This is a genomic window from uncultured Ellagibacter sp. (genome assembly GCF_934617235.1).
Classification (GTDB): domain Bacteria; phylum Actinomycetota; class Coriobacteriia; order Coriobacteriales; family Eggerthellaceae; genus Ellagibacter.
Map to the genome: position 1 here is coordinate 1 of NZ_CAKTTZ010000049.1, position 19081 is coordinate 19081.

The following is a 19081-nucleotide window of genomic DNA, read 5'->3' on the forward strand; positions in this document are numbered from 1 at the left end:
AGCCTTTTTTGGGGCCGTTCCCGTAATATCCCACCACGCGATGCAGCACGTACTTCTCGCCGCGACGATACAGCGCGACATCGTAGCGGCGCAGCTCGCCCTCGGCTGGTACCACCATCATCACGTCGTGACGATTGCGCAGCATCGGCCACATGGAAATGCCCACGGGCGGCCCCATGTAGAAGCCCTCGGATGTCAGCACGTCCTCGATTTTGAGAGGCTCCGAAGAAGGGGAAGACGAGGGTGCGCTCGAAGTGCTTGCATCGGAAGACACCGGCAAAGACGCTGCATGGGAAGACGTCGAGGCGGGCGCCACGCGGGAAGGGGCCGTTGGGGCACCTGAGTCGGACGCCGCCGAGGCATCCGAGCCCGCACCCGCGGAAAACCCACCTGCGTCAGGCACCGCTGAGGATATGTCTCTTTCGTTTGTCATGAATCGCTTGTCGGATGGAACCTAACGATTAGGCACCTACTCCTCAAGCAAATCGGCGGCACGCAGCTTGCCCAAAAACGCCGTAACATCGGCGCGAGCCGTGTCGTCGTCGACCGCGTATTCCGCCAGCAAAGCCTGGACCAGGTCCTCTTCCGCGGCATTTGCGCCGAGTTGTCCCCACAGAAAAGCGCCCGTGTCGTTCAGGCGAATCATGCAGTGGCGCTCCATGCTGGCCTCGCCAACTGGCACGACCACGTGCTGGCTGCCCACTTTATTCACGACGAAGCCGCCTTTAATCTTCATGCCACAATCCTTCGTTTCGAGACAATTGTTCGCGCTCATTATCGCACAGCGTCATCTGGAATGCCGCATCAAAGGCAGCAGGGGTCGGTGTGCAGCGCAGCACGTAAAACGGCATGCCGTTCAGCAACCTGTCGAGCAAATCAAGCTGCCGAGCAGCCAAAACGGGATCATTCGGCATCAGAATCTGATTCATGATGCGCGCGACGATTTCCCCGTCATCTTCCAAGCGCGACAAGCGGTCCGACTCGCCTGGCTCGCAGCGCTCGATAAAGCACACAGCGCGAAGGGGGACGCTCGTGTTTTGCCCCCAGTTCTCCTTGCCGCAGTACGGAGTGCCGTACGCGATGAACTCACCCACCGGCTGGTCGCAGGCGGCCTCGGCAGCTTCCCTGTCAGGGGACGCAGCGGAAGGCGTGCGAGCGCGTGAGCCTTCCCCGTCGGGCGTCCCATCTGGAGTCTCGGCGCCTTCCTCACCAGGCTCCCCACCTGGGGCCTCGTCGCCTTCCCCACTCCGCCAGCGCAGGATGGGCTTGTCGCCGTTCACCACCGTCACGTCATCGCCCAGCGCGCGCATCCACTGCGCAATGTGCGTGCTTTTGCCCGTGCCGCTTTTCGCCGCGAACGCGAAGCCGCGCCCCTTATACGAGATGACCGCCGCATGGAGCAGAAACGCGTCGAAATCCAGCATGCGCGTGCAAATCTTGCGATAGATTGCCAGCGACTCGCAGTACGCGGGCGAGAAGGTGCCCCCATCGCTGTTCTCCGCCGCGATCTCCTCAGGCGTCACCGACACTGAAAAGCTGCACTCATCAGGGGAGACATCAACGATATAATCCGCACAAAGGCGCTCGGTAAACGCATAGCGGTTCTCGATCGCAATGAGGACCTCGGCTATTTGAACGCAGAACATCGATTAGGCTCCTTGCGAATACGGCGCGCGCGAACGGCAGGCGGCGAGTGCCGCGGCTTTCGAATTGCACCATATTTAGGCATTTCTCGAATCATGATTGTCGCTGCTATATTATAGGCGCACAGGAAGCGCGCGCGACCGATTGTCAGGTTCGCAAGTAATTTCCACGGGCGCCGCGCCTGCCATAACGACGTTACGAGAGGATGAATTCGTGGAGCTTTCCGCTGCCGAAGAATATGCGCTCAAGATAATCGCTGCTGAAAGCGCTCTTCAGCATGCAGCGCGCGACGATGATCCCGCGTCGATGCCTGAGGGCGAGGCGAGTTACCCGACCCTCGCTGCAAGCGAGACTGTTGCACCCGCGTCAAATCATCTGGCAGCCTCCCCTTCCGCGACCACTCCCCCCTCCACGCACATGTCCCCGTCCCGAGGCGAGACGAAACGCTCGACCCCTGCCTCGCCTGCCTCCGTCCCGCCTGTCCCCGATGGGCTGTGGCCTGCCGTGCGCGACGAGCTGAAAGCGCAATCCGTCATCGGCTATCCCGCAAACGCCATCGAATCCCTTGGGCTCTCTCCTGCTGACCAGGCAGAATACCTTGCGCGCGCCGGGAAAAACCTGTCGAGCTGGTATCGCCTCATGATGGCGCAAGACAGCGTGCTCGCCGAGTTTCGCCAGGCTGGCATCCCCGTTGCCGTGTTGAAGGGCGCGGCCGCTGCGGCAAATTACCCGCAGCCGAACAGCCGCAGCATGGGCGACATTGACCTCATCGTGCCGCCCGTCGATTTCGACCGGGCGTTTACCCTTTTGGAAGACTTGGGCTGGGAAAACGAGATTCCGCTTGAAATCAACCCGCGCCATGCAGGCTTCAAGAAAGCTGGCTGCCCCGAAATCGAGCTGCATCGCTACTTCAGCACGTGCACCAACAAGCAACAGGCGCACTTCCTTGACCAGGCCATTTACGATGTCATTCCTCATGTCGAATGGACCGATGTCGCAGGGTTCAACGTGCCCGTGTTGCCGCCGCTCGCAAACGGCCTGGTGCTGCTCGCGCACGTTAACCAGCATTTAGGGTCGGGGCTGGGTCTTCGACAGATTCTCGATTGGCAGATGTTTGCCGCGGCGCAGCTCACTGACGAGTTTTGGGAGAGCGAGTTCCAGCATGCAGCGCAACAGATCGGCATGGAGAAGCTGGCTGTCACCACGACGTGGCTTTGCCGCACCTATCTGGGGCTTCAGACGTCGGCAACGTGGTTTGACTGCGCCGATGCGCAGCTCGCCGACGATCTTTTGCTCTACATCACGCGCAAGGGAAACATGGGGCGCAAGGTGGAACGCGGCGCCCAGGCGACTCGCACGGTGCTGCATAGCTTCCGCAGCCCCGCAGCTCTGGTGCATTATCTCTACGAGGGCGGGCGCGCTCATTGGGAGCCGGCGCGCAAGCACGCGTGGCTCGCTCCGGCCGCGTGTCTCTACCAAGTGGGGCACGTTATCCGCAAGGGCCTCGCGCGCAAGGTGGATGCGAGAGAGCTGGTCAGCGACGCGCGCAGTGCGCAAGAGGAAGTCGATTTGCTCAAGCGCCTTGAAGTGACCAGGATGTAGGGCGCGCGAACCTCGCCAAGGGAAGGCAACGGCCGCTTTGGGTTATCGCCAAAACGGCCGCGTAGAGTTGTGTGTTGTCGAATGCGGCGACCAAAGGTTTGACGCCTTAGTAGTAGCCCGTCCACTTGGAGCCATCGGCTTCGGTTTTGATGCCTGGATCGGCACCACCGGTCGGATCGCTACCTGCAGAATCGCCCGAACCCTTGTCGGATGAATCGCCATTGCCTGCGTTCGAGCCGCTCGGCTGGTTGCCCGAAGTAGAGCCAGAGCCGTTCACGCTCGGAGTGTCACCGCTGGAAGTTGACATGCCAGCGGAGGACTCGCCCGTCGCGGCATCAGGGGAATCCCCATACACCTCGGAGGCATCAACCTCGTTGTCGGCCGTGCCGTCGCCCGAGGCGTGCATAGCGCCTGCATCCTTTGAAGTTGTGTCGGAGGCAGCTGCAACAGCGCTGTCCGTTTTCGAGGCTGCCTCATCTTGACTCGAGCCGCCCGACACCATCAAAACGACGAGGATTACGACGACAACCAAAATCGCCGTGCCCACGCCGATAAGTACATTACGTTTTCGCGTATCCATAGATTTGGTAACCCTTCGTTCAATCAGTGGAAATCCGCAAACAAACGAAGGGCGGACGAAACCGTCCGCCCTTCGAGTCATCTAGTGACTAAATGTCCGGAAATGCTAAGTACTCTAGCAAGCCCTCGTCCGATGCAGCATAACGCCAAATGGATTACCAGCCGCCGTCACCGCCCGGATCAACATCGGTGTCACCAGGCCCAGGAACGATAGACGAAACAATAACGTCGCGGTCTTCCAACTCGATGACATCCATCTCGGGACTTTCATATTTCTTCTGCATTTCTATTGTTCCTCTTCTAGACCGCGGCCTTGATTTGCGTAGCATAATCCTTTTCGGCCTTGCTTGCCATAGGATGCGCAAGAATTACATCAGCAACGTCAAGTACCGAACGCACCTGATAATCGCTCTCAACGGCTTCAACGGTAGTTCCATCAGCCGTTACATACTTGACGAATGCCTTCTCACTAAAGTTAGCAGAATAATAGTTTGTTGTCACCCCGGTAAATACAAGATTTGCGGTAATGGTTCCATCAATGTTCAAAACATTGTTGTTTGCCAACTTGCGAACATCCGTCGGCTGAGATGTCGAAACCTTCTTGAAGTACCAGCCGTTCTCAACAAAGCTTGCGCCTTCGGGAAGGGCCATCGTGTAACCAAAACGCAACCACGTAAGCTCAGAAGGTTGAGCAACGTCCATCCTCAGCGAGCCGCCCTTGTACTGCAGCAGATCGGTGATGTTGACGAATTTGGCGTAGGCCGCACCCTCGACATCGCTTGCGGTGCAGGGGGTCGTGAACGCAGCGTCCTTGTACCAACCAGCAAACGCCATGCCTTCCTGAGTCGGATACGTCCAAGAGGCCTGGTCACCGCTGCGGTAATCCTGCAGCAGATACGCGCCTTCGGCAAGCTTAACGCCGTACGTGCCATTGGCGTTAGAAGTAGGAGCATAGCCCTCGGCGCAGTAGTTCACAGGAACCTCGTTAGAGAACGTGCCGCCCGCGACGTCAATCGTTGCCTTCGTGGGGTCATCAGTAGTAGTGCTCGTGCTGTAGTCAATTGCATACAGCGAACCGTTGACGGTGCCGCCGGTGATTGCCACCTTCGCCGGGTTGCCCGCAACGCCATCGTAGGTCAGAGACTCAATGTCGCCATTTACGGTGCCACCGCTAATCGTGAGCTCGGCGCCGGGTCCGCCGCTATAAGTCCACGTCGAAATGTTGCCGTTGACAGTGCCGCCTTCGATGCTGGCACTCTTCCAGTTCTGAACCGCATAGCTGTTCGCGGAGTTGATGGTGCCGCCCTTCACATAAAGGGTACCGTAATCGACCTTAAGTGCAATAAAGTTATCCTGCGTGAAGGTACCGCCAGCAACGGTCATGGTCGGCAATGCGTCCGGCTTGCTATCGGTGCCAATGCGAACAAGGGACGCGCCTTTTGTTCCGCCTGCACCGCTGCCGTTCTTGACGATGCCGCTTTCGAACAGCAGGTCGCCCTCGCCCTGGACATCAATGACATAGTGGGAGGAAACGCCGGAATTCGCCGCAGTGTCCTCGCGCATGATAGTGCCCGTCTGGGCCTCGCTGGAGTCCACAATGGTGACCTTGCTCGTGACCGTCAGCGCCGGCTTGCGCTCGCCCGTGCTGCCGTTGAGGGTGTGGCCGTTCAGGTCGAGCGTGACGTCATTCGCGGAGATCGTGACGTTTTCCGTGGTGTCGGCCAACAGCTGAACGGTGTCGCCCGCCTGAGCTGCATCGATTGCAGCCTGCAGGTTGGTATAAGCCTTCGTGCCGATCTGCGCCACGCCGGCAACTACGCCGTACGTACCGTCGCCATTATCGACAGGAGCATAACCAGGAGCCAGGTAGCTGGTGCCTTCGCCCTCGGGGGAGACGTTGAGGTCGAAGCCGACGAACGTACCGCCGCTGATGGCGACATTCGCACTGCCGTTCGCATACGCATCATCGATGCAGTTGAACAGATACTTGCTGCTGCCTTCCCACTTCTGGTGCAGGTCGAAGGTGCCGCCCTTGACGGACAGGGTGCCCTCCTGCACTTGAACCACGCTGACGTTACCGTAGAAGGTGCCGTTTTCGATGGTCAGATCACCTTTCACCACGTTAATGGTGTAGCAGTCGTTCTCCTTGGCATCTATGGTGCCGTTGCCAGTGATGGTCACCTTGGCGCCATTCGTGATGGACAGGATGGCGTTGGCATTATCGCCCCAGATGTCTTGCGTGTTCTTGATGGTCTTGCCGTTCAGGTCCAGCGTGATGTCCTTATCGATGGTCAGCTGGGTATTCTGCTCCACATCCGCCAGCAGAGTAACGGTCTGGCCGTCCTCAGCCGCCGCAACAGCATCGGCGAGGCTGGCGTACGCTTTCGTGCCAATCTGTGCCACAGGAGCACCAACACTGTACGTGCCATCGGCATTTGCAACAGGGGCATAGCCTTCAGCGCACAAGTCAGAAGCAACTGCGGCCGAGAACGTGCCGCCAGAGACGGCGACCGCCTTAGCGGAATTGTCGAAAGCCAACTCCTGCTTCGTCGAGGAATCCCAGGTGTACGCCTTAAGGGCCGCGTTGCCAGCCTTCGCCGTGAAGGTGCCGCCGGTAATGGCAGTCTGGCCAAGGCCCTTGTAACCAGCGCGGTTGACAATAGAGATTGCCGCGCCATCCTGGATAGCGCCGTCGCCCTCGGTCTTCTCGACCGGGTCGCCCGACACGGTGATCGCGCTACCGGCGGTAACGTTCAGGTTGCCCGAGCACACCTGCACACCCATCGTCTTCGCGTTAATCTTGGAGTTGTCGATGGTCAGCGTTCCGCTGCTGGGGAAGTAAATGCCGAAGCCGTTGGGAACGTTGAGCGTGCTGTCCTTCAGGACAACGGTGTCGTTCGCGTTGCTGCCGTTCGTCTGGATGCCGCTCGTGGCAGTGGTAGTTGCCTCAACGCCCTCGAACATAAGGGTGGAGTTGTCGTAGGTAATGGTGCCGCCCATAGCAGACGGAATCAGGCCGATGAGCTGCGAGCTTACGATCTTACCGTTCTTCACCGTAAGCGACGCATCGGAATAGTTGATCTCGAACGCCGCGGAGTTCGCATCGGTTCCCGTGCACGTCCAGGTATGGCCGTTCAGGTCAACCACGCGGGCAACGGATCCAGAGTTGAAGGTGCTGCCTGTGGTGTAGTCGCGCAGCAGGGTGATGGTTTCACCGCTTGTGGTCTGCGCCTCGAACGCCTCGTCCATGGTGTAGTAGCTGGTTTCACCAACCTGAGCAAGATAGGCCTTCGCTACGCCGAAGGTACCGTCGTCGTTCTTGTTAATGGCGGAATCTTCCACCACGTACTTGGTGGGGTCGTTGGAGAACGTACCGCCGGTGACGGCGATAGTCGCCTTGGCGGCGTCAGTGGTAGCAGTCAAGCCATTGTTATAGGTATAGGTACCCAGCGTACCGTTGACGGCGCCGCCGGTAATGCTGACTTTGGCCACCTTGCCCTCGGCGCTGCCGTAGTTCACAGAAAACACGTTACCGTTGATGGTGCCGCCGCTGATCGACAGGTCGCTGTTGGAACCGTCGCTGTACGTCCAGGCCGCCACTGCGCCGTTGACCGTGCCGCCCTTGATGGTAGCTCTGAACCAGTCCTCAATGGCGTAGCTATTGGTGGAATTCAGCGTACCGCCGTTCAGGAACAGATCGCCGCGATCGACCTTGATCACGATGAAGTTATCCTGGGTAAACGTGCCGCCCTTGATATTCAGGCCAGGGTACTTGGCGATGCTGTCATCGCCCACGCGAACAAGAGACGCGCCCTTCGTTCCACCAGCACCGCTGCCGTTGGTCACGTTGCCGCTCTCGAAGGTGAGCCAGCCATCGCCCTGAACGTCAATGACGTAGTGGGACGAAACGCCGGAGTTCTCCGCGGTGTCCTCGCGCATGATGATACCCGTTTGGGCTTCGCTGGAGTCCATGACGGTGACGCGAGCCGTAACGGTCAGCGCAGGCTTTCCCTTCTCGGTGCCACCGTTAAGAGTGTGACCGTTCAAATTGAGCGTAACATAGGGCGTGGAGATTGTGACGTTCTCTTTCGTATCGGCCAGCAGCTTCACCGTTGCCTTACGCGGAGCAGCGTCAATAGCCGCCTGCAGGCTGGGATAGCTCGTGCCGTTCACTTCGGCGACAGCGGCCTCAGTGCCTTCCTCGCTGGGAGCATCTTCGGCGCCTTCTCCGTTGGCCGCAGCCGCGGGGGCGGCTGCTTCACCGGCTGCTTCGCCAGTCGCTTCGGACTGCGGGGCGATCGTGTCGCTCGAGCTTGCGCCCGCGTCGACGCCTTCTGCCTGATTGGCGACCTGCGCCTGCTCGGCTGCAGAGGAAGCATCCGATGCTGAGCCGTCGTCGGCCGCGAACGCTGCAGATGGCACCATCATGGGACACATCGCAACGCTCAGCAAAACTGAGATGACTTTATTTGCATTGCTTGCTTTCATTTCCCTTGCATCTTCCTTTCTGTCTTCCTTGTTTCCGATACTTGCTCTTTATGCTCATTCCCGCCGTTACGGCTTTGGCGGGAAATAATTGGCTGGACAGCTTGCCTTATGGAAAGCGAGCAGGGTACCCCCATTCCTCTGAGGGTACCCTGCGGTTGTTGAGATATGAGCCGAGGTGCAGTGCGGTGGCGGCGACATATAGAGTATCACCTTGTTTCGAAACGGCAGATTCGCTCCTTTCCGATTCGTCCACGATATCACCCCGATTCATCGACACTTGCGCCTGCACAGATGAGATAGATAGTAGCAGAACTATTGTCTTTTCGGGGATACAAATCGGTTTTTTGCGAGCCTTGAGGGGGTCATTTTCAGAGTCGCCAAGGAGATTATTCTGGCGCTTGCCGTGAACTTCTGGTAATCCACCAAGCTGGGACTTCTATCGTTGCCAAAAGACGCAAGGCGAGCCGCCCGACTCCTGCCCGACTCGCGGGTGGGACAAATTGCCTGACCCCTGTCTCACCCTGAAACAAATCACCCGGCACCTATCCCAATCGGGCCCGCCCCAATTCCCCAAATTTAAATGATGCTCATTTTTGGGGATTCGAGTTGCTCAACCAGCCGGCGGCATCCACGATTCGTATACCCTCGTGCTGGTACACGGGTTGAATTCGACCATCTGCAAATTACCTTCTACCAATCCGAACAGCAACTTGGGTCATGTAGTTTAGCGAAGAAGGGTCAGCAATTTGAGCGTTTATATGCGACGGCGTTGTTCTTCCATCCCTGCAGCCGACTCCAGCTCCGACGCCCAGTAGCCCCGCCTTTCGCCCCAGGCCTGCTCCGCGCCGATGTCCGCAGCCCCCGCCCGCGCTGCAGTGCTCGGCAACCCTGCCTGCGCTCGGATTCGCACCAAATTTCTGCCCCTGGGGAGCAGACCCGCTAGTTCGTGGTCAGTTGAGAGAGTTGTGCGTTGCCTTTTCCCAGAATAATTCAATTAGCTTTTCTCTGACCTGGGGTTTTATTTTTTCGAGGGCGCTTCAATCCATCATGAAGGGGCGAAACGGGGGGGAAACGTCGCACAACTCGTCCAGTTGACCACGAACCCGGGGTCATGCTCCCTGGGAGTGCAAACCCCATACAGTCGAAAGAACTGCGGGGTAGGCGCACGCTTTACGTGGGATACTATTGGCAAGATAGCGCCACGGGAAGGAAGCCAATGGATCCCAAATACGAGGAGATGGCCCGGCAGATGAGGGCCGACGGCGTAAGCGAGGAGCTGATCGCCAGGTTCGTCGCGGAAGAGATGGATGAAGACGATTTCCGCCGCGGCAAGGGCGTCACGGAGATCGAGGCACTGCGGGAATGGAGGAAGATCCCCGAGCGCATGCGCAAGCTGCTGCTCGCCAACGCATTCTGTCACAACTGTGGCACGACGAAGTTCGCGCCCGGCTACACGCTGCGCATGCGCCACGGCTGCGTGCTCATAGAGGGCCTGTGCGCGAAATGCGGATCCGATATCGCGAGGCTTTGCGACTAGGGAGAATATTTGCCGCGCGCCCAGAATGCTCGCGCGCCTTCTCTCTTGCGCAAACCAGACCCAGCAGCTTGCCATAGCGTTTGGCGATAGCCTTGCACAGATCCAGATCAACCCACTCATCGAAGGTAATAGTGTCTCGATCGCGCCTTATCTGTCAATATCGAGTTATGCCAGATAGACAGGCGGACGAGGAGTCGGAGGAAGACGAAGCCTGGGGCGCAACCGTTGCGGTTAGGTTGACAGCGTTGCGTTTACTTTGGCAACAAACTGTTACGCTCAACACCGATATGCAGCCGGATGCGGCTTCATGTATGTAAGACATCGTGACATAATTGTCTTGCAATGACTAAAGGAGGTAACAATGGGGACTGCATCTGTGACCATCAGGGTGGACGAGTCCACGAAACAGACCGTGAGCGCTATAGCCGAGGACTTCGGCTTCGACATCTCGTCTATCACCCGCGCCTTCTACAAGCAGATCGAACGCGAGCATAGGATTCCTTTGACCCTGGAGTATCCAAAGCTAAACAAGGAGTCGCTGGAATCCGTCCGCGAGGCGGACGAGATCGCCCGAAACGGCGGTCCGGCCTACGCCTCGGCGAAGGAAATGTTTGAGGCCATGGGGGTATAGCGGCATGTTGAGGGTCGCATACACGGCGAAGTTCCAGCGCGATGTGAAGCGACTCAAGAAGAAACGCTACGATCTCGGACCACTCGAGGCGCTCATCGACCTGGTCGCCCAAAACACGCCGGAGGCCCTCGAAGAGCTTCGCCGTAGGCATAACATGCACGACTTCAAGGGTGAGTGGTCGGGCGGCAGAGAGTGCCACGTTGCCAACGCCGGCGACTGGCTCGTCATCTGGCGAGATGAGGACACGTTCGTCACCTTCCAGAGAACGGGTTCTCATGATGACCTGTTCAGATAGCGCTAACCGTTTCGAGGAGCCGCGGCGATCGGGCTGAGGCGCTGCCGGGTCCGAGCGGCATCCCCGGCTTTCAGACAGCAATCGGTTTTGAGTTTGCCCCAGTAAGCGCAGCGAACCCGTGGCAGCGCTTACTGCTGCCCGCCTTCACACAATCGCTCCCACGATTCGATTCAATTCTAACCATTCTAACCACCATGGTTATTAAAATGGTTAGAAAGATGAGAATAATCATGGGAGCTTACGCGGGTGCTGCCTCTCAATTAGCACCATAACGAGCACGGGCCTCGATTTGTTCGTATTCAGCCAAGATCATGGGACGCGGACCTATTATGGACATCCCTTTTGTCAAGACGAAAAAACAAGATTACCTGCAGAAATGCTCTGGCTAGATAGCTGAACTATCTGCCTTTTGGAGTTTGGGACTCAAGGTTTTTACAACTCATGCCGACCGCCATCGACGATGAACCGGCTCCGAAAAGCTGCCTCTAAGTCGGATAGCAAATCGTCCCATTGGGGCATTTTCCCAATGGGACGATTCTTCGCAGGCAGCTTGCGGCTACACAATCTTTAATCAGATCAAGCCAATTGGAGCCGCTTAACCCGGGGACTCTAACACTTCATCATCAATTTCTTCACCTCGGAAAGGATGCCGGCCGTCACCTTCCCACCGTACCGGGAGCGGAAAACGGGCTCGCAGCGCCGCCGCCCGGGGCAGCGACGCGTGACCCTCATCCAGCTCGACACCTCGCTCAACCTGCGGGAAAAGCGGCCGGAGTTCCTCCTCGCGGAAGCGGGCCGCCCATTTGCACAGACTGGACTCCGCCACCTTGTTGAGCGCGCACCACTCTTTGGCGGTCATATCGGCGGCCAGGCAGCGCTCTATGCGCCCGGCCCACATGTCGCGCCTAGCGGCGTCGCCGTTGACAGACATCGCAAACCTCCAAGGTCGGAAAACGTTCGCAACAAGCATGGACCATGCAGAGTCATGTGTTAAGACGCGCTATCTTTGACGCTCGCAATTCGCTAGCCCCATATGTCACCGTAATTTAGCAGCTGCTTGTATGTTGGCGTATATTCGGTTGAAATGGATTCAACCAAACAGAACTCGCCGTGAATAATGTTGAATACCAGAAACGAATCAGAAAAGACTGTTGCGAGATATGTATCGAATCCAGGGCTCATCTTCTCCCGATATAGAAACAGGTTTCTGAAATCATCATTCATCGCGACCCTTATCGTTTCTATGGGATCTTGCGAATGAAGTTCTTGCCTAAACGAGAATATGTAGGGGAGCAACATCAGAATATGCTTCTTCACTTCAACGACTTCGAGAATCTGCGGTATGTCGTTTTGGATGTTGGTGTGGTTCGTTTTAGTGCGCCGGATACTTACAAGGTCATCGACGGATAATCCACGCAATGCAACACGAAGCTTCGTGGCCTCGACCTCTCCACTTGGCTTTCTACATTCGGCGCACGCCACAGTCCCAGGAATTAGAACCATGGGCCGTTTCTTGAGAATGCTGTTTGCCATCAGCATGGTTTGCGAATCAAGTAGTTTGAAATCCAATTCGTATTCTTCGGAAATAGCATCACATTGGCCGGCTTCCTCCGATGGAGGTTCGCTGTACGCTGATTTGCCCTTGTCCCGGAAATAGGTGGAGCTGTTAATTAGCTCACGTAAATAGATCTCGTAGTTGCAATCCGGAATTCCTTCTACAAAATTACTGATAACGGCAGATGGGGGCATTGGCTTTATCGTCAGTTCAGGATCGCACACGGCCTCCCCTTTCGTACAATTTGCGAACAACATTGGAAGCGAGAAACTTTCGTCAATCCACAACAATCGCCAAGCGTCGACGCTTGTTTGACCGCACGCATAAGCTACTCAGCTTTGATCGTCGCCCGAGCGCCAGTTGTAGGTTTCCCAGAGGTATTCGACTAATGTGATGCTGCTACCCACTGCGAGCTTGGCATGCCTGACGGGCAAGGCAAGAAAACCCGCCTCCCTGCCGTGACCGCAACCGTACTCGTTTCGGAACTCGGCAACTCCCGTCGCAAGGCCGCTGAGGCTTCCGAGTATCTGCTTGACGATACCGGCCTCCCTATTGTTTCCAGTAACGGTTTCGGTAGTAATGGAAAGAGCTTTCATCGTCTCTTTTACGAGTTTATTTAGGTCCCAATTCTTATCCGCGGATATCTGCATCTTTCCAAGTATCGTTTTGCAGCAGCTCTCGATGAGCTCCTTCGACTTGCCAATGGCTTCCGTCGGGTCGCTCTCCCTCATTTCCATGAGCAAGGAGATGCGGTCGTTCATGAATTCGCTCGAGAATTCCTTTTGGAGATAGCGCACCGATGGTTGCAAGTAACTCGCCCCGGCACGCTCCCGATCTGCAATCTCCTTACATTTGACATACAGGCCCCTCTTGCCTTTCTCATGCTTATAGGAATTGAATTCGTCCGCTGCAGCAGAATCGAATTCCGGCCTGAAATGAAACTCATAGTACTCAAAGAGATCTAGCAGCAGCCGTGTCGCATCTATAGGATCGGCTTCATCGAGATAAGCGAGCATTGATTTTCCTTTTGATAGGCCATAATGCCCACAGAGAGGCACCCCGATGCTGTTCATCGTGAAAGCATTGAAGTCCGCAGTACTGAAGTCGAGGACATAACCACTACGGTTGAAAAGCTGTGCGAACGCGCCCATTTCTAACTTCGAGAACATCTTCCTCCTGTGCTGCATCTATTCCGTTGAAGGGCCAAGCCTCCGAGGAAGGCTTATAACGCCAGCTTAGCCGAATCCCCCCGCAAAACGGCTTCCCCTATGGCCTCATTGCTCATGATGCGATAAAACTCGCGGGATCCTTTTGCGATCTTTCAATCACTTCAACCTGACAACAAAGCCATCCCGGCCGGTTATCTTTATGGTAGCGGAATTGATGCCTTCCGCTCGTATCCAATGCATAATGGATAGGCGCCGACATTACCATCTCCTGCCACGAAAAAGCATAGGTAGTGAAGAAATCGAGGCAAAGCAGGTCAAAGACCAGCTCCCATTCTCCGCCAGCGTGCCAAGTCGATCGCCTCACAACTCAAGTGCTTGGCGGCGGCCGTTCTCCCAGGTAGCGCGAGATGCGCGAGTTCCTTCTTGCCCTGATCGATGAGGACGAACGCGTGCGCCACCGCATAACCAGCCGATTCGGCACGCCCGACACCAGCCGCGCACGAGTCGCCCTGAATGCCGAAATCGACGCCATCTGGTACCGGTACAAGCGCAACGGCTACATTGTCTATCGCGATGCGTTCAAGTTCGAACAGGACTTGAACGAGGCCTTCTGGAATGCCATGAGTCCGCTCTTCCGGCCGCAAACGCTTATGGAAGCCTTCGAGGTCTCTTATGCTTTCCTGCTGCAGCTAACGGACATCGAAAATGACGACTCCGACGGCTTCTTCACATGCATGATAGATCAGTGCATCAATGTATGGGACGAGATTATCCGCCTTTCCCAATACAACCCTTGCTTTCCAAAGGCGCACCTCATACGCTCCGTGGGCCTTATGAGCCGCTAGTTACCAATATAGAACATCATGACTGCCGTTCCACCTCGCCATTCTCGACACAAGAATTCATAATCCCGTTAACCTTCCACATTCCAAAACGTTTTGTGAGGAGCACCAAATACATACCCGTGAGCACTTGAGGCGTATTCGTCACCCAGGCATGGGGAACTTTCGGTAATATTTTCACTTGGGCGTATTCGGCGCCTCCTTCATGCATCACATGCGTTGAAGCACCTGGGGCTGGAATCGATTTAATCATCTCCGATGCCTGCCCGAAATCGCCCCAATCAGCCCAATAGTCACGCCACACAACACTTCTTAACGCTTTTAAATCAAGCGGCTCACTTTTTAGCATTTCCACAAAGTCCATCGCTACTAATAGGGCGTTCTTATCGTCTTCCGATAGAGCATCTACGGTCTTTTCGATCTCCTCATCCATTGCATCATGGCCCGCCACGTTCGCCCAATATGGCGATTTCGCAATTAACCTATCTTCGCCTCGTAAAACATCAAGGCCAGCAATAGGGGCTCTGTCACCTTCAATCGTTCCAATTTCGCACACCCCTGAAGAAAGGCACAGCTCCTTAAAATCAACAATAAGCCGCTCACGCTCTATGACAAATGGCGCAAGAGCATAGAACCTCACATCCTTCGGAAAGGAACGCAGGCGTAACGCTTTATCGTAATCTGCGTGCAGAAGGCCACCGTATACAACATCCTCGATATTCTTAAAGTGACCCGATACAACCTCACCGTTTGGGAGCGACAGCTCCACTTCCCTGTGTTTAAGCGACTTTAACCTTCGTCGAATCTCGGCTACTTTGGCACCATCAAACCTTTGATCGCGCTCCGCAATGGCAAGCAGCCTCTTCAGTTGCACGCTTTCTCCGTTGGAGTAGTACTTTCGCTGAAGCATCATGCGAATGCTTACTGCCGCCCAGCTTACTTCTTCATGTTCAAAACCGTAGTCGCGCGAAGTGCAATGAACCACGTCCGAACACAAATCGTCACGTGTGCGCAAGGGCACACTCGATACAATGCCATCGTATTCCTGCATTGTGTACAAAAAGAGCGACAGAAGACCCGCCCCGTTGTTATTTGAGCTCTCCATCTTGCACCTCAAATACCCTCTTTCCAATCGGACAGAAGCCCTAGCTTAACCTTGGTCCAAGATAAGCAGCCAGGCAATCCTTCAAACTCTAAACGATACCCCGGCTGGGAGCACGCCCAATTTGGAATATCATTCAACAATATCTGTTAAAGCGAACTGACCGTAGCCAACCGCAAGCCGACCGCCCCCAACCGGCAACCACGCGAGAAACGAGGGCAATTCATGGAGTCAAAATACGAGGAGATGGCCCGGCAGATGAGGGCCGACGGCGTAAGCGAGGAGATGATCGCCAGGTTCGTCGCCGAGGAGATGGAGGAAGACGAGTTCCGCCGCGGCAAGGGCGTCACGGAGATCGAGGCGTTGCGGGAGTGGAGGAGGATCCCCGAGCACATCCGCAAGCTGCTGCTCGCCAACGCGTTCTGCCATAACTGCGGCACGACGGAGTTCGCGCCCGGCTACACGCTGCGCATCCGCCACGGCCGCGTGCTCGTCGAGGGCCGGTGCGCGGAATGCGGAGCCGAGGTAGCAAGGCTCTGCGATTAGCCGTTCACGGAATCCTGCAGGGAATAGGTAGCCGCTGGATGAGCAGCGCTCCCGTGAACCGAGGCGCCCCAACCGCCGGACCAAACCCTTTAACGAGAAAGTCCGCCATTATCGCAGCGCCACTATACTAAAACGCAAACTCTCAACGAAAACGCGCGAAGTCGGCACACTCGTATTTCGCGTATCTGTCGAGCGCATACTCTTCCCGCTTCCCTTTTGCCTTGTTCATCTTGTAGCCGTTGAACTTGATGCTCCTTTTGCCCGCGTTTCTCCCCGACGGGATGGGCCTGATCTCGCTCAGGAATTCCTCAGAGGACATGATCCACATCTTGTCTAGGCGCTCTGAAACGAACACGAAGTAGTAGTTTGGGCGCGGCTCGTGGGATATGGAGGCGAACATGGCGCCGTCTCCCATCTTGACCTCTTTCGAGCGCGCCTTGATCTGGACCTCGACGAAGGTGCCGTCGCCCTTCTTCACCACGCAGTCGACGCCATGGTCGTCGACCAAGGGAACGTAGCAGTCCAGCCCCTCCATCAGCATCTTGCCGATGATGCGGTACTCCATCCGCTTGCCAAAACCAGCAGAGTGCCTGAACGAGAAGCCCATGGTTTGCCTTCTTTCGAAAAAAACGGCTAAATAATCCGAGGGTAAAAAATATCTTAACCGCTCGAAGGCACCCTATCCGCAAAACAAAAGGAATTAGTTGCAAAGGTAGGCTATTACCCTACAATTGAGACATGAAAAGAAACGACCACATATCGTCCATCGCCGAGCTTTCCGAGTCGGAAGGTGTGTTCACGACGGCGCAGGCAGCCAGGATGGGCATACCCCGCGACGCCCTCCACGACGGCGCGCGCGCCGGACGCCTGGAGCGCGTCGCACGCGGCGCCTACCGCCTAGTCGGCTCGGGTTCCGAGCCGACCGACGAGCTCGCGGCAATTTGGAAGCTCACGGCCCCTGCCGAGCTCACGCACGAGAGGGCGCGTGCCGGGGCGTGGGACGGCATCGCCATAGGCGGCGCCACCGCCGCATCGCTGCTCGGCATCGGCGACTTCTACCTCAGCCCGTACCACATCTACGCCCCCAGGCGCATCAACTCCAGGAACAAGGACGCGAGCTTCGCGGTGCGCAAAATCGCACGGGACGAGGTGTCATTCGAAAGCGGCCTGCCCGTCACCGTACCGGAGAGGACGATATTCGACCTCGTGGCGGACGACGAGGATCGCTCGCTCGTGGCGGACGCGCTGCGAGACGCGTGCAGCGGGCGCAGGCCGTTCGACCTCGACAAGCTGGAAGCGCTGCTCGCGTCGAGATACGGCCGGCGCAAGGGGGAAAGGACGCTCGCATCGCTGCTGGCAGACGCGGGCATGGCAGGAAGGGGGCCGCAAGCATGACATACAAATCAGCTGCAGCGCTGGAGATGGCCGTCAAGGAGGCCGCGAAAGCCTCGCCGCAGGACACCGGCCGCGCCATAGCGGGCTTCTACTTCCACAGGCTGCTGTGCCGGGTCTTCGCCGACGGCAACAAGTCCTTCGTGCTCAAGGGCGGACGCAGCGTGCTCGCACGCACGCTCGACGGCAGGGCGACGCGCGCCTTCTATGCTCTCGACGCTCGACAGCATAGAAGGCGCGCTTGCCGACCTGCGAAGGCTCGCGCAGCGCGACCTGGGCGACTTCGTCGTCTTCGAGTACGCAGGCGCCGAGCCTATCAAGCCCGATGACGAGTATCGCAGCGGCCTGTCGGTGCGGTTCATCCCGATGCTGGGCGCAAAGCGCATGCAGGCAATAGCCATCGACCTGGTGATCGACGAGGTGCCGCTCGAAGGCGCCGAGGCCGTTTCACCGGCCGACAGGATAGACGTCAAGAGTCTCGATACATGCGACTACCTAGTCTATCCGGTCGGCGCAGCGCTCGCGGACAAGTTCTGCGCGCTCGCCGAGCGCCACAACGGCCGGGCGTCCTTCAGGGTCAAGGACCTCGTGGACATCGTTGTCTACACTCTGACGTGCGACATCGACGGCACCGACTTACAGGCGCGCCTGCGCCGCGAGATGGCTGTCAGGAAAATCGGGCCGATAGAGTCGTTTGCGATTCCGCAGGAATGGGCCAATCCCCAAGCCCGCCAATTCGCAAAGCTCTGCGCGCAAACTGGAATCCCCACGCGCCTGCACGACATCGGCGAGGCGTCGAAGCTCGCGGCAAAGCTGCTCGACCCTGCGTTGGAGCAGCGATGCGGAGGGCTATGCTGGGACCACGAAAGCCTGAACTGGGAGGAGTAGCTCAGAGCGAGTATCAATGAGACAGAAAACGCCCAGCGAAACGGGCTGCGTCGTATCGCGGCATCGCCCAGGCGCTCTTCCGCTCGGAAATGATCGAGCGCTACGGCACGGGCATCCCGCGCATCAAGAGAGACTGCAATGCTGCCGGGGTGAAATTCGGATACAGGCAGACCGTCAACACCACCATCATCCACTTCGACCGCCCAGGCGAGCAGGTCACCCACACGGACGAAGGCGGCAACCCCGTTCCCGTACCTGCTGACGCGGGGGCCGGAAAGCAAGGCAAGGGCAGCCGAGCCGAACCGTCGCGTCAGCTCGATGAGAACGAGAAAAACGCCGTCGACGCGGCGCATGAGCAAGGCAGGGCCTCCGTCAAGAACTTGGCCGAAAGCGCCGGGATCGGACGCGATTCCGGCGCCAATAATCCGCCTAAAACGGTGATTCAGCTTAGACAGTCGATCTCAGATTTTGCATCTGGCCACTTTCTTCCATTCGGCCGGGAAGCCCATGGCCTCAAGAACGCGCCCCGCTCCCTTCGATGTCGCATAGCAACAGGCGTCAAGATACTTGCCTTGGGACTCGCCATATGCAGCGCAGAACTCGTAGGCCAGCGCCGACCTGATCTTCAACTCGACCTTGAGCAGCGCATCGAGCATTATCTCCCTGAGCTCGGCGTCGAGCTCGTAAAGCGCCATATTCGCAAAATCACGCCTATGGGCAGGAGGCACCGACCGGCCTCCCCTATTCCTTCCTCGCCGAGGGGCCGAGGGCTAGTCGAGCCTTATCGGCCTCTCGGGCCTCTTCCTCCCCG

The 19081-nt window shown here is 57.3% G+C and carries 20 protein-coding genes and 1 pseudogene; 9 read left to right on the plus strand and 12 right to left on the minus strand.

What is annotated here, in order from left to right; translation table 11 throughout:
• Positions 1-202 (minus strand): annotated as a pseudogene (locus tag Q0G85_RS08805) (hypothetical protein); the annotation flags it as partial.
• 10 nt (positions 203-212) lie between these two features.
• On the opposite strand from Q0G85_RS08805, the gene Q0G85_RS08810 reads away from it, so the two are divergent.
• Positions 213-458: a hypothetical protein gene (locus tag Q0G85_RS08810; protein WP_297156905.1), complete on the plus strand. Its 246-nt coding sequence runs from the start codon at positions 213-215 to the stop codon at positions 456-458.
• Positions 459-469: 11 nt separating this feature from the next.
• Here Q0G85_RS08810 and Q0G85_RS08815 read toward each other — a convergent pair whose 3' ends face one another.
• Together Q0G85_RS08815 and Q0G85_RS08820 are read right to left on the minus strand one after the other, a co-directional pair.
• Positions 470-736 carry a PqqD family protein gene (locus tag Q0G85_RS08815; RefSeq protein ID WP_297156907.1) on the minus strand — a complete coding sequence of 89 codons (267 nt, stop codon included), beginning with the start codon at positions 734-736 and terminating at the stop codon, positions 470-472.
• Complete coding sequence (locus Q0G85_RS08820) at positions 726-1646, minus strand: hypothetical protein (protein ID WP_297156910.1); 921 nt, start codon at positions 1644-1646, stop codon at positions 726-728. Before Q0G85_RS08820 ends, Q0G85_RS08815 begins: the two co-directional genes overlap by 11 nt.
• A gap of 211 nt (positions 1647-1857) precedes the next feature.
• Between Q0G85_RS08820 and Q0G85_RS08825 the strand changes: the two genes are divergently transcribed.
• Positions 1858-3246 carry a nucleotidyltransferase family protein gene (locus Q0G85_RS08825; protein WP_297156913.1) on the plus strand — a complete coding sequence of 463 codons (1389 nt, stop codon included), beginning with the start codon at positions 1858-1860 and terminating at the stop codon, positions 3244-3246.
• A 106-nt stretch (positions 3247-3352) separates the two neighbouring features.
• Here the strand turns inward: Q0G85_RS08825 and Q0G85_RS08830 are convergent, their stop codons facing one another.
• The 3 genes from Q0G85_RS08830 to Q0G85_RS08840 form a co-directional block, all read right to left on the minus strand.
• Positions 3353-3826, minus strand: a complete 474-nt coding sequence (locus Q0G85_RS08830) for a hypothetical protein (RefSeq protein WP_297156916.1) — start codon at positions 3824-3826, stop codon at positions 3353-3355.
• Positions 3827-3980: 154 nt separating this feature from the next.
• The gene (locus Q0G85_RS08835) at positions 3981-4109 is read right to left on the minus strand and encodes a hypothetical protein (RefSeq protein ID WP_297156919.1); all 129 of its coding nucleotides are present in this window, start codon (positions 4107-4109) and stop codon (positions 3981-3983) included.
• Positions 4110-4125: 16 nt separating this feature from the next.
• Positions 4126-8313, minus strand: coding sequence for a hypothetical protein (locus Q0G85_RS08840; protein ID WP_297156922.1), 4188 nt, complete (start codon positions 8311-8313; stop codon positions 4126-4128).
• Between the two features lie 1216 nt (positions 8314-9529).
• Between Q0G85_RS08840 and Q0G85_RS08845 the strand changes: the two genes are divergently transcribed.
• From Q0G85_RS08845 to Q0G85_RS08855, 3 genes are all read left to right on the plus strand, one after another.
• On the plus strand, positions 9530-9850 hold the full coding sequence (locus Q0G85_RS08845; RefSeq protein WP_297156925.1) for a hypothetical protein: 321 nt from the start codon (positions 9530-9532) through the stop codon (positions 9848-9850).
• Positions 9851-10211: 361 nt separating this feature from the next.
• Entirely contained in the window at positions 10212-10481 is a 270-nt protein-coding gene (locus Q0G85_RS08850; RefSeq protein WP_297156927.1) for a type II toxin-antitoxin system RelB/DinJ family antitoxin, read from the plus strand.
• Between the two features lie 4 nt (positions 10482-10485).
• Positions 10486-10776 (plus strand): type II toxin-antitoxin system YafQ family toxin, encoded by a 291-nt coding sequence (locus Q0G85_RS08855; RefSeq protein WP_297156930.1) that lies wholly within the window; start codon positions 10486-10488, stop codon positions 10774-10776.
• 595 nt (positions 10777-11371) lie between these two features.
• Here Q0G85_RS08855 and Q0G85_RS08860 read toward each other — a convergent pair.
• The 3 genes from Q0G85_RS08860 to Q0G85_RS08870 all read right to left on the minus strand — a co-directional run bounded on the left by Q0G85_RS08860 (position 11372) and on the right by Q0G85_RS08870 (position 13500).
• Positions 11372-11707 carry an IS66 family insertion sequence element accessory protein TnpA gene (locus Q0G85_RS08860; protein ID WP_297156932.1) on the minus strand — a complete coding sequence of 112 codons (336 nt, stop codon included), beginning with the start codon at positions 11705-11707 and terminating at the stop codon, positions 11372-11374.
• Positions 11708-11799: 92 nt separating this feature from the next.
• Positions 11800-12555, minus strand: a complete 756-nt coding sequence (locus Q0G85_RS08865; RefSeq protein ID WP_297156935.1) for a hypothetical protein — start codon at positions 12553-12555, stop codon at positions 11800-11802.
• 108 nt (positions 12556-12663) lie between these two features.
• The gene (locus tag Q0G85_RS08870) at positions 12664-13500 is read right to left on the minus strand and encodes an abortive infection family protein (protein ID WP_297156938.1); all 837 of its coding nucleotides are present in this window, start codon (positions 13498-13500) and stop codon (positions 12664-12666) included.
• 407 nt (positions 13501-13907) lie between these two features.
• Between Q0G85_RS08870 and Q0G85_RS08875 the strand changes: the two genes are divergently transcribed.
• Positions 13908-14345: a hypothetical protein gene (locus tag Q0G85_RS08875; protein ID WP_297156941.1), complete on the plus strand. Its 438-nt coding sequence runs from the start codon at positions 13908-13910 to the stop codon at positions 14343-14345.
• A gap of 16 nt (positions 14346-14361) precedes the next feature.
• Here Q0G85_RS08875 and Q0G85_RS08880 read toward each other — a convergent pair whose 3' ends face one another.
• Complete coding sequence (locus Q0G85_RS08880; protein ID WP_297156944.1) at positions 14362-15447, minus strand: hypothetical protein; 1086 nt, start codon at positions 15445-15447, stop codon at positions 14362-14364.
• Positions 15448-15669: 222 nt separating this feature from the next.
• Between Q0G85_RS08880 and Q0G85_RS08885 the strand changes: the two genes are divergently transcribed.
• Positions 15670-15990 (plus strand): hypothetical protein, encoded by a 321-nt coding sequence (locus tag Q0G85_RS08885; protein WP_297156946.1) that lies wholly within the window; start codon positions 15670-15672, stop codon positions 15988-15990.
• 142 nt (positions 15991-16132) lie between these two features.
• On the opposite strand, the gene Q0G85_RS08890 is transcribed toward Q0G85_RS08885, so the two are convergent.
• Positions 16133-16597, minus strand: coding sequence for a hypothetical protein (locus Q0G85_RS08890; protein ID WP_297156949.1), 465 nt, complete (start codon positions 16595-16597; stop codon positions 16133-16135).
• Between the two features lie 131 nt (positions 16598-16728).
• Between Q0G85_RS08890 and Q0G85_RS08895 the strand changes: the two genes are divergently transcribed.
• Positions 16729-17385, plus strand: coding sequence for a type IV toxin-antitoxin system AbiEi family antitoxin domain-containing protein (locus Q0G85_RS08895; RefSeq protein ID WP_297156952.1), 657 nt, complete (start codon positions 16729-16731; stop codon positions 17383-17385).
• A gap of 204 nt (positions 17386-17589) precedes the next feature.
• The gene (locus Q0G85_RS08900) at positions 17590-18270 is read left to right on the plus strand and encodes a nucleotidyl transferase AbiEii/AbiGii toxin family protein (protein WP_297156954.1); all 681 of its coding nucleotides are present in this window, start codon (positions 17590-17592) and stop codon (positions 18268-18270) included.
• Between the two features lie 461 nt (positions 18271-18731).
• On the opposite strand, the gene Q0G85_RS10340 is transcribed toward Q0G85_RS08900, so the two are convergent.
• Positions 18732-18965 carry an Abi family protein gene (locus Q0G85_RS10340; protein WP_367116886.1) on the minus strand — a complete coding sequence of 78 codons (234 nt, stop codon included), beginning with the start codon at positions 18963-18965 and terminating at the stop codon, positions 18732-18734.
• Positions 18966-19081: the final 116 nt, after the last annotated feature.

Coding starts and splice junctions, on each gene's coding strand:
- Q0G85_RS08815 (WP_297156907.1), bottom strand. CDS start 736: ATGAAGATTAAAGGCGGCTTCGTCGTGAATAAAGTGGGCAGCCAGCAC.
- Q0G85_RS08820 (WP_297156910.1), bottom strand. CDS start 1,646: ATGTTCTGCGTTCAAATAGCCGAGGTCCTCATTGCGATCGAGAACCGC.
- Q0G85_RS08830 (WP_297156916.1), bottom strand. CDS start 3,826: ATGGATACGCGAAAACGTAATGTACTTATCGGCGTGGGCACGGCGATT.
- Q0G85_RS08835 (WP_297156919.1), bottom strand. CDS start 4,109: ATGCAGAAGAAATATGAAAGTCCCGAGATGGATGTCATCGAGTTGGAA.
- Q0G85_RS08840 (WP_297156922.1), bottom strand. CDS start 8,313: ATGAAAGCAAGCAATGCAAATAAAGTCATCTCAGTTTTGCTGAGCGTT.
- Q0G85_RS08845 (WP_297156925.1), top strand. CDS start 9,530: ATGGATCCCAAATACGAGGAGATGGCCCGGCAGATGAGGGCCGACGGC.
- Q0G85_RS08850 (WP_297156927.1), top strand. CDS start 10,212: ATGGGGACTGCATCTGTGACCATCAGGGTGGACGAGTCCACGAAACAG.
- Q0G85_RS08855 (WP_297156930.1), top strand. CDS start 10,486: ATGTTGAGGGTCGCATACACGGCGAAGTTCCAGCGCGATGTGAAGCGA.
- Q0G85_RS08860 (WP_297156932.1), bottom strand. CDS start 11,707: ATGTCTGTCAACGGCGACGCCGCTAGGCGCGACATGTGGGCCGGGCGC.
- Q0G85_RS08870 (WP_297156938.1), bottom strand. CDS start 13,500: ATGTTCTCGAAGTTAGAAATGGGCGCGTTCGCACAGCTTTTCAACCGT.
- Q0G85_RS08875 (WP_297156941.1), top strand. CDS start 13,908: ATGCGCGAGTTCCTTCTTGCCCTGATCGATGAGGACGAACGCGTGCGC.
- Q0G85_RS08880 (WP_297156944.1), bottom strand. CDS start 15,447: ATGGAGAGCTCAAATAACAACGGGGCGGGTCTTCTGTCGCTCTTTTTG.
- Q0G85_RS08885 (WP_297156946.1), top strand. CDS start 15,670: ATGGAGTCAAAATACGAGGAGATGGCCCGGCAGATGAGGGCCGACGGC.
- Q0G85_RS08890 (WP_297156949.1), bottom strand. CDS start 16,597: ATGGGCTTCTCGTTCAGGCACTCTGCTGGTTTTGGCAAGCGGATGGAG.
- Q0G85_RS08895 (WP_297156952.1), top strand. CDS start 16,729: ATGAAAAGAAACGACCACATATCGTCCATCGCCGAGCTTTCCGAGTCG.
- Q0G85_RS08900 (WP_297156954.1), top strand. CDS start 17,590: ATGCTCTCGACGCTCGACAGCATAGAAGGCGCGCTTGCCGACCTGCGA.
- Q0G85_RS10340 (WP_367116886.1), bottom strand. CDS start 18,965: ATGGCGCTTTACGAGCTCGACGCCGAGCTCAGGGAGATAATGCTCGAT.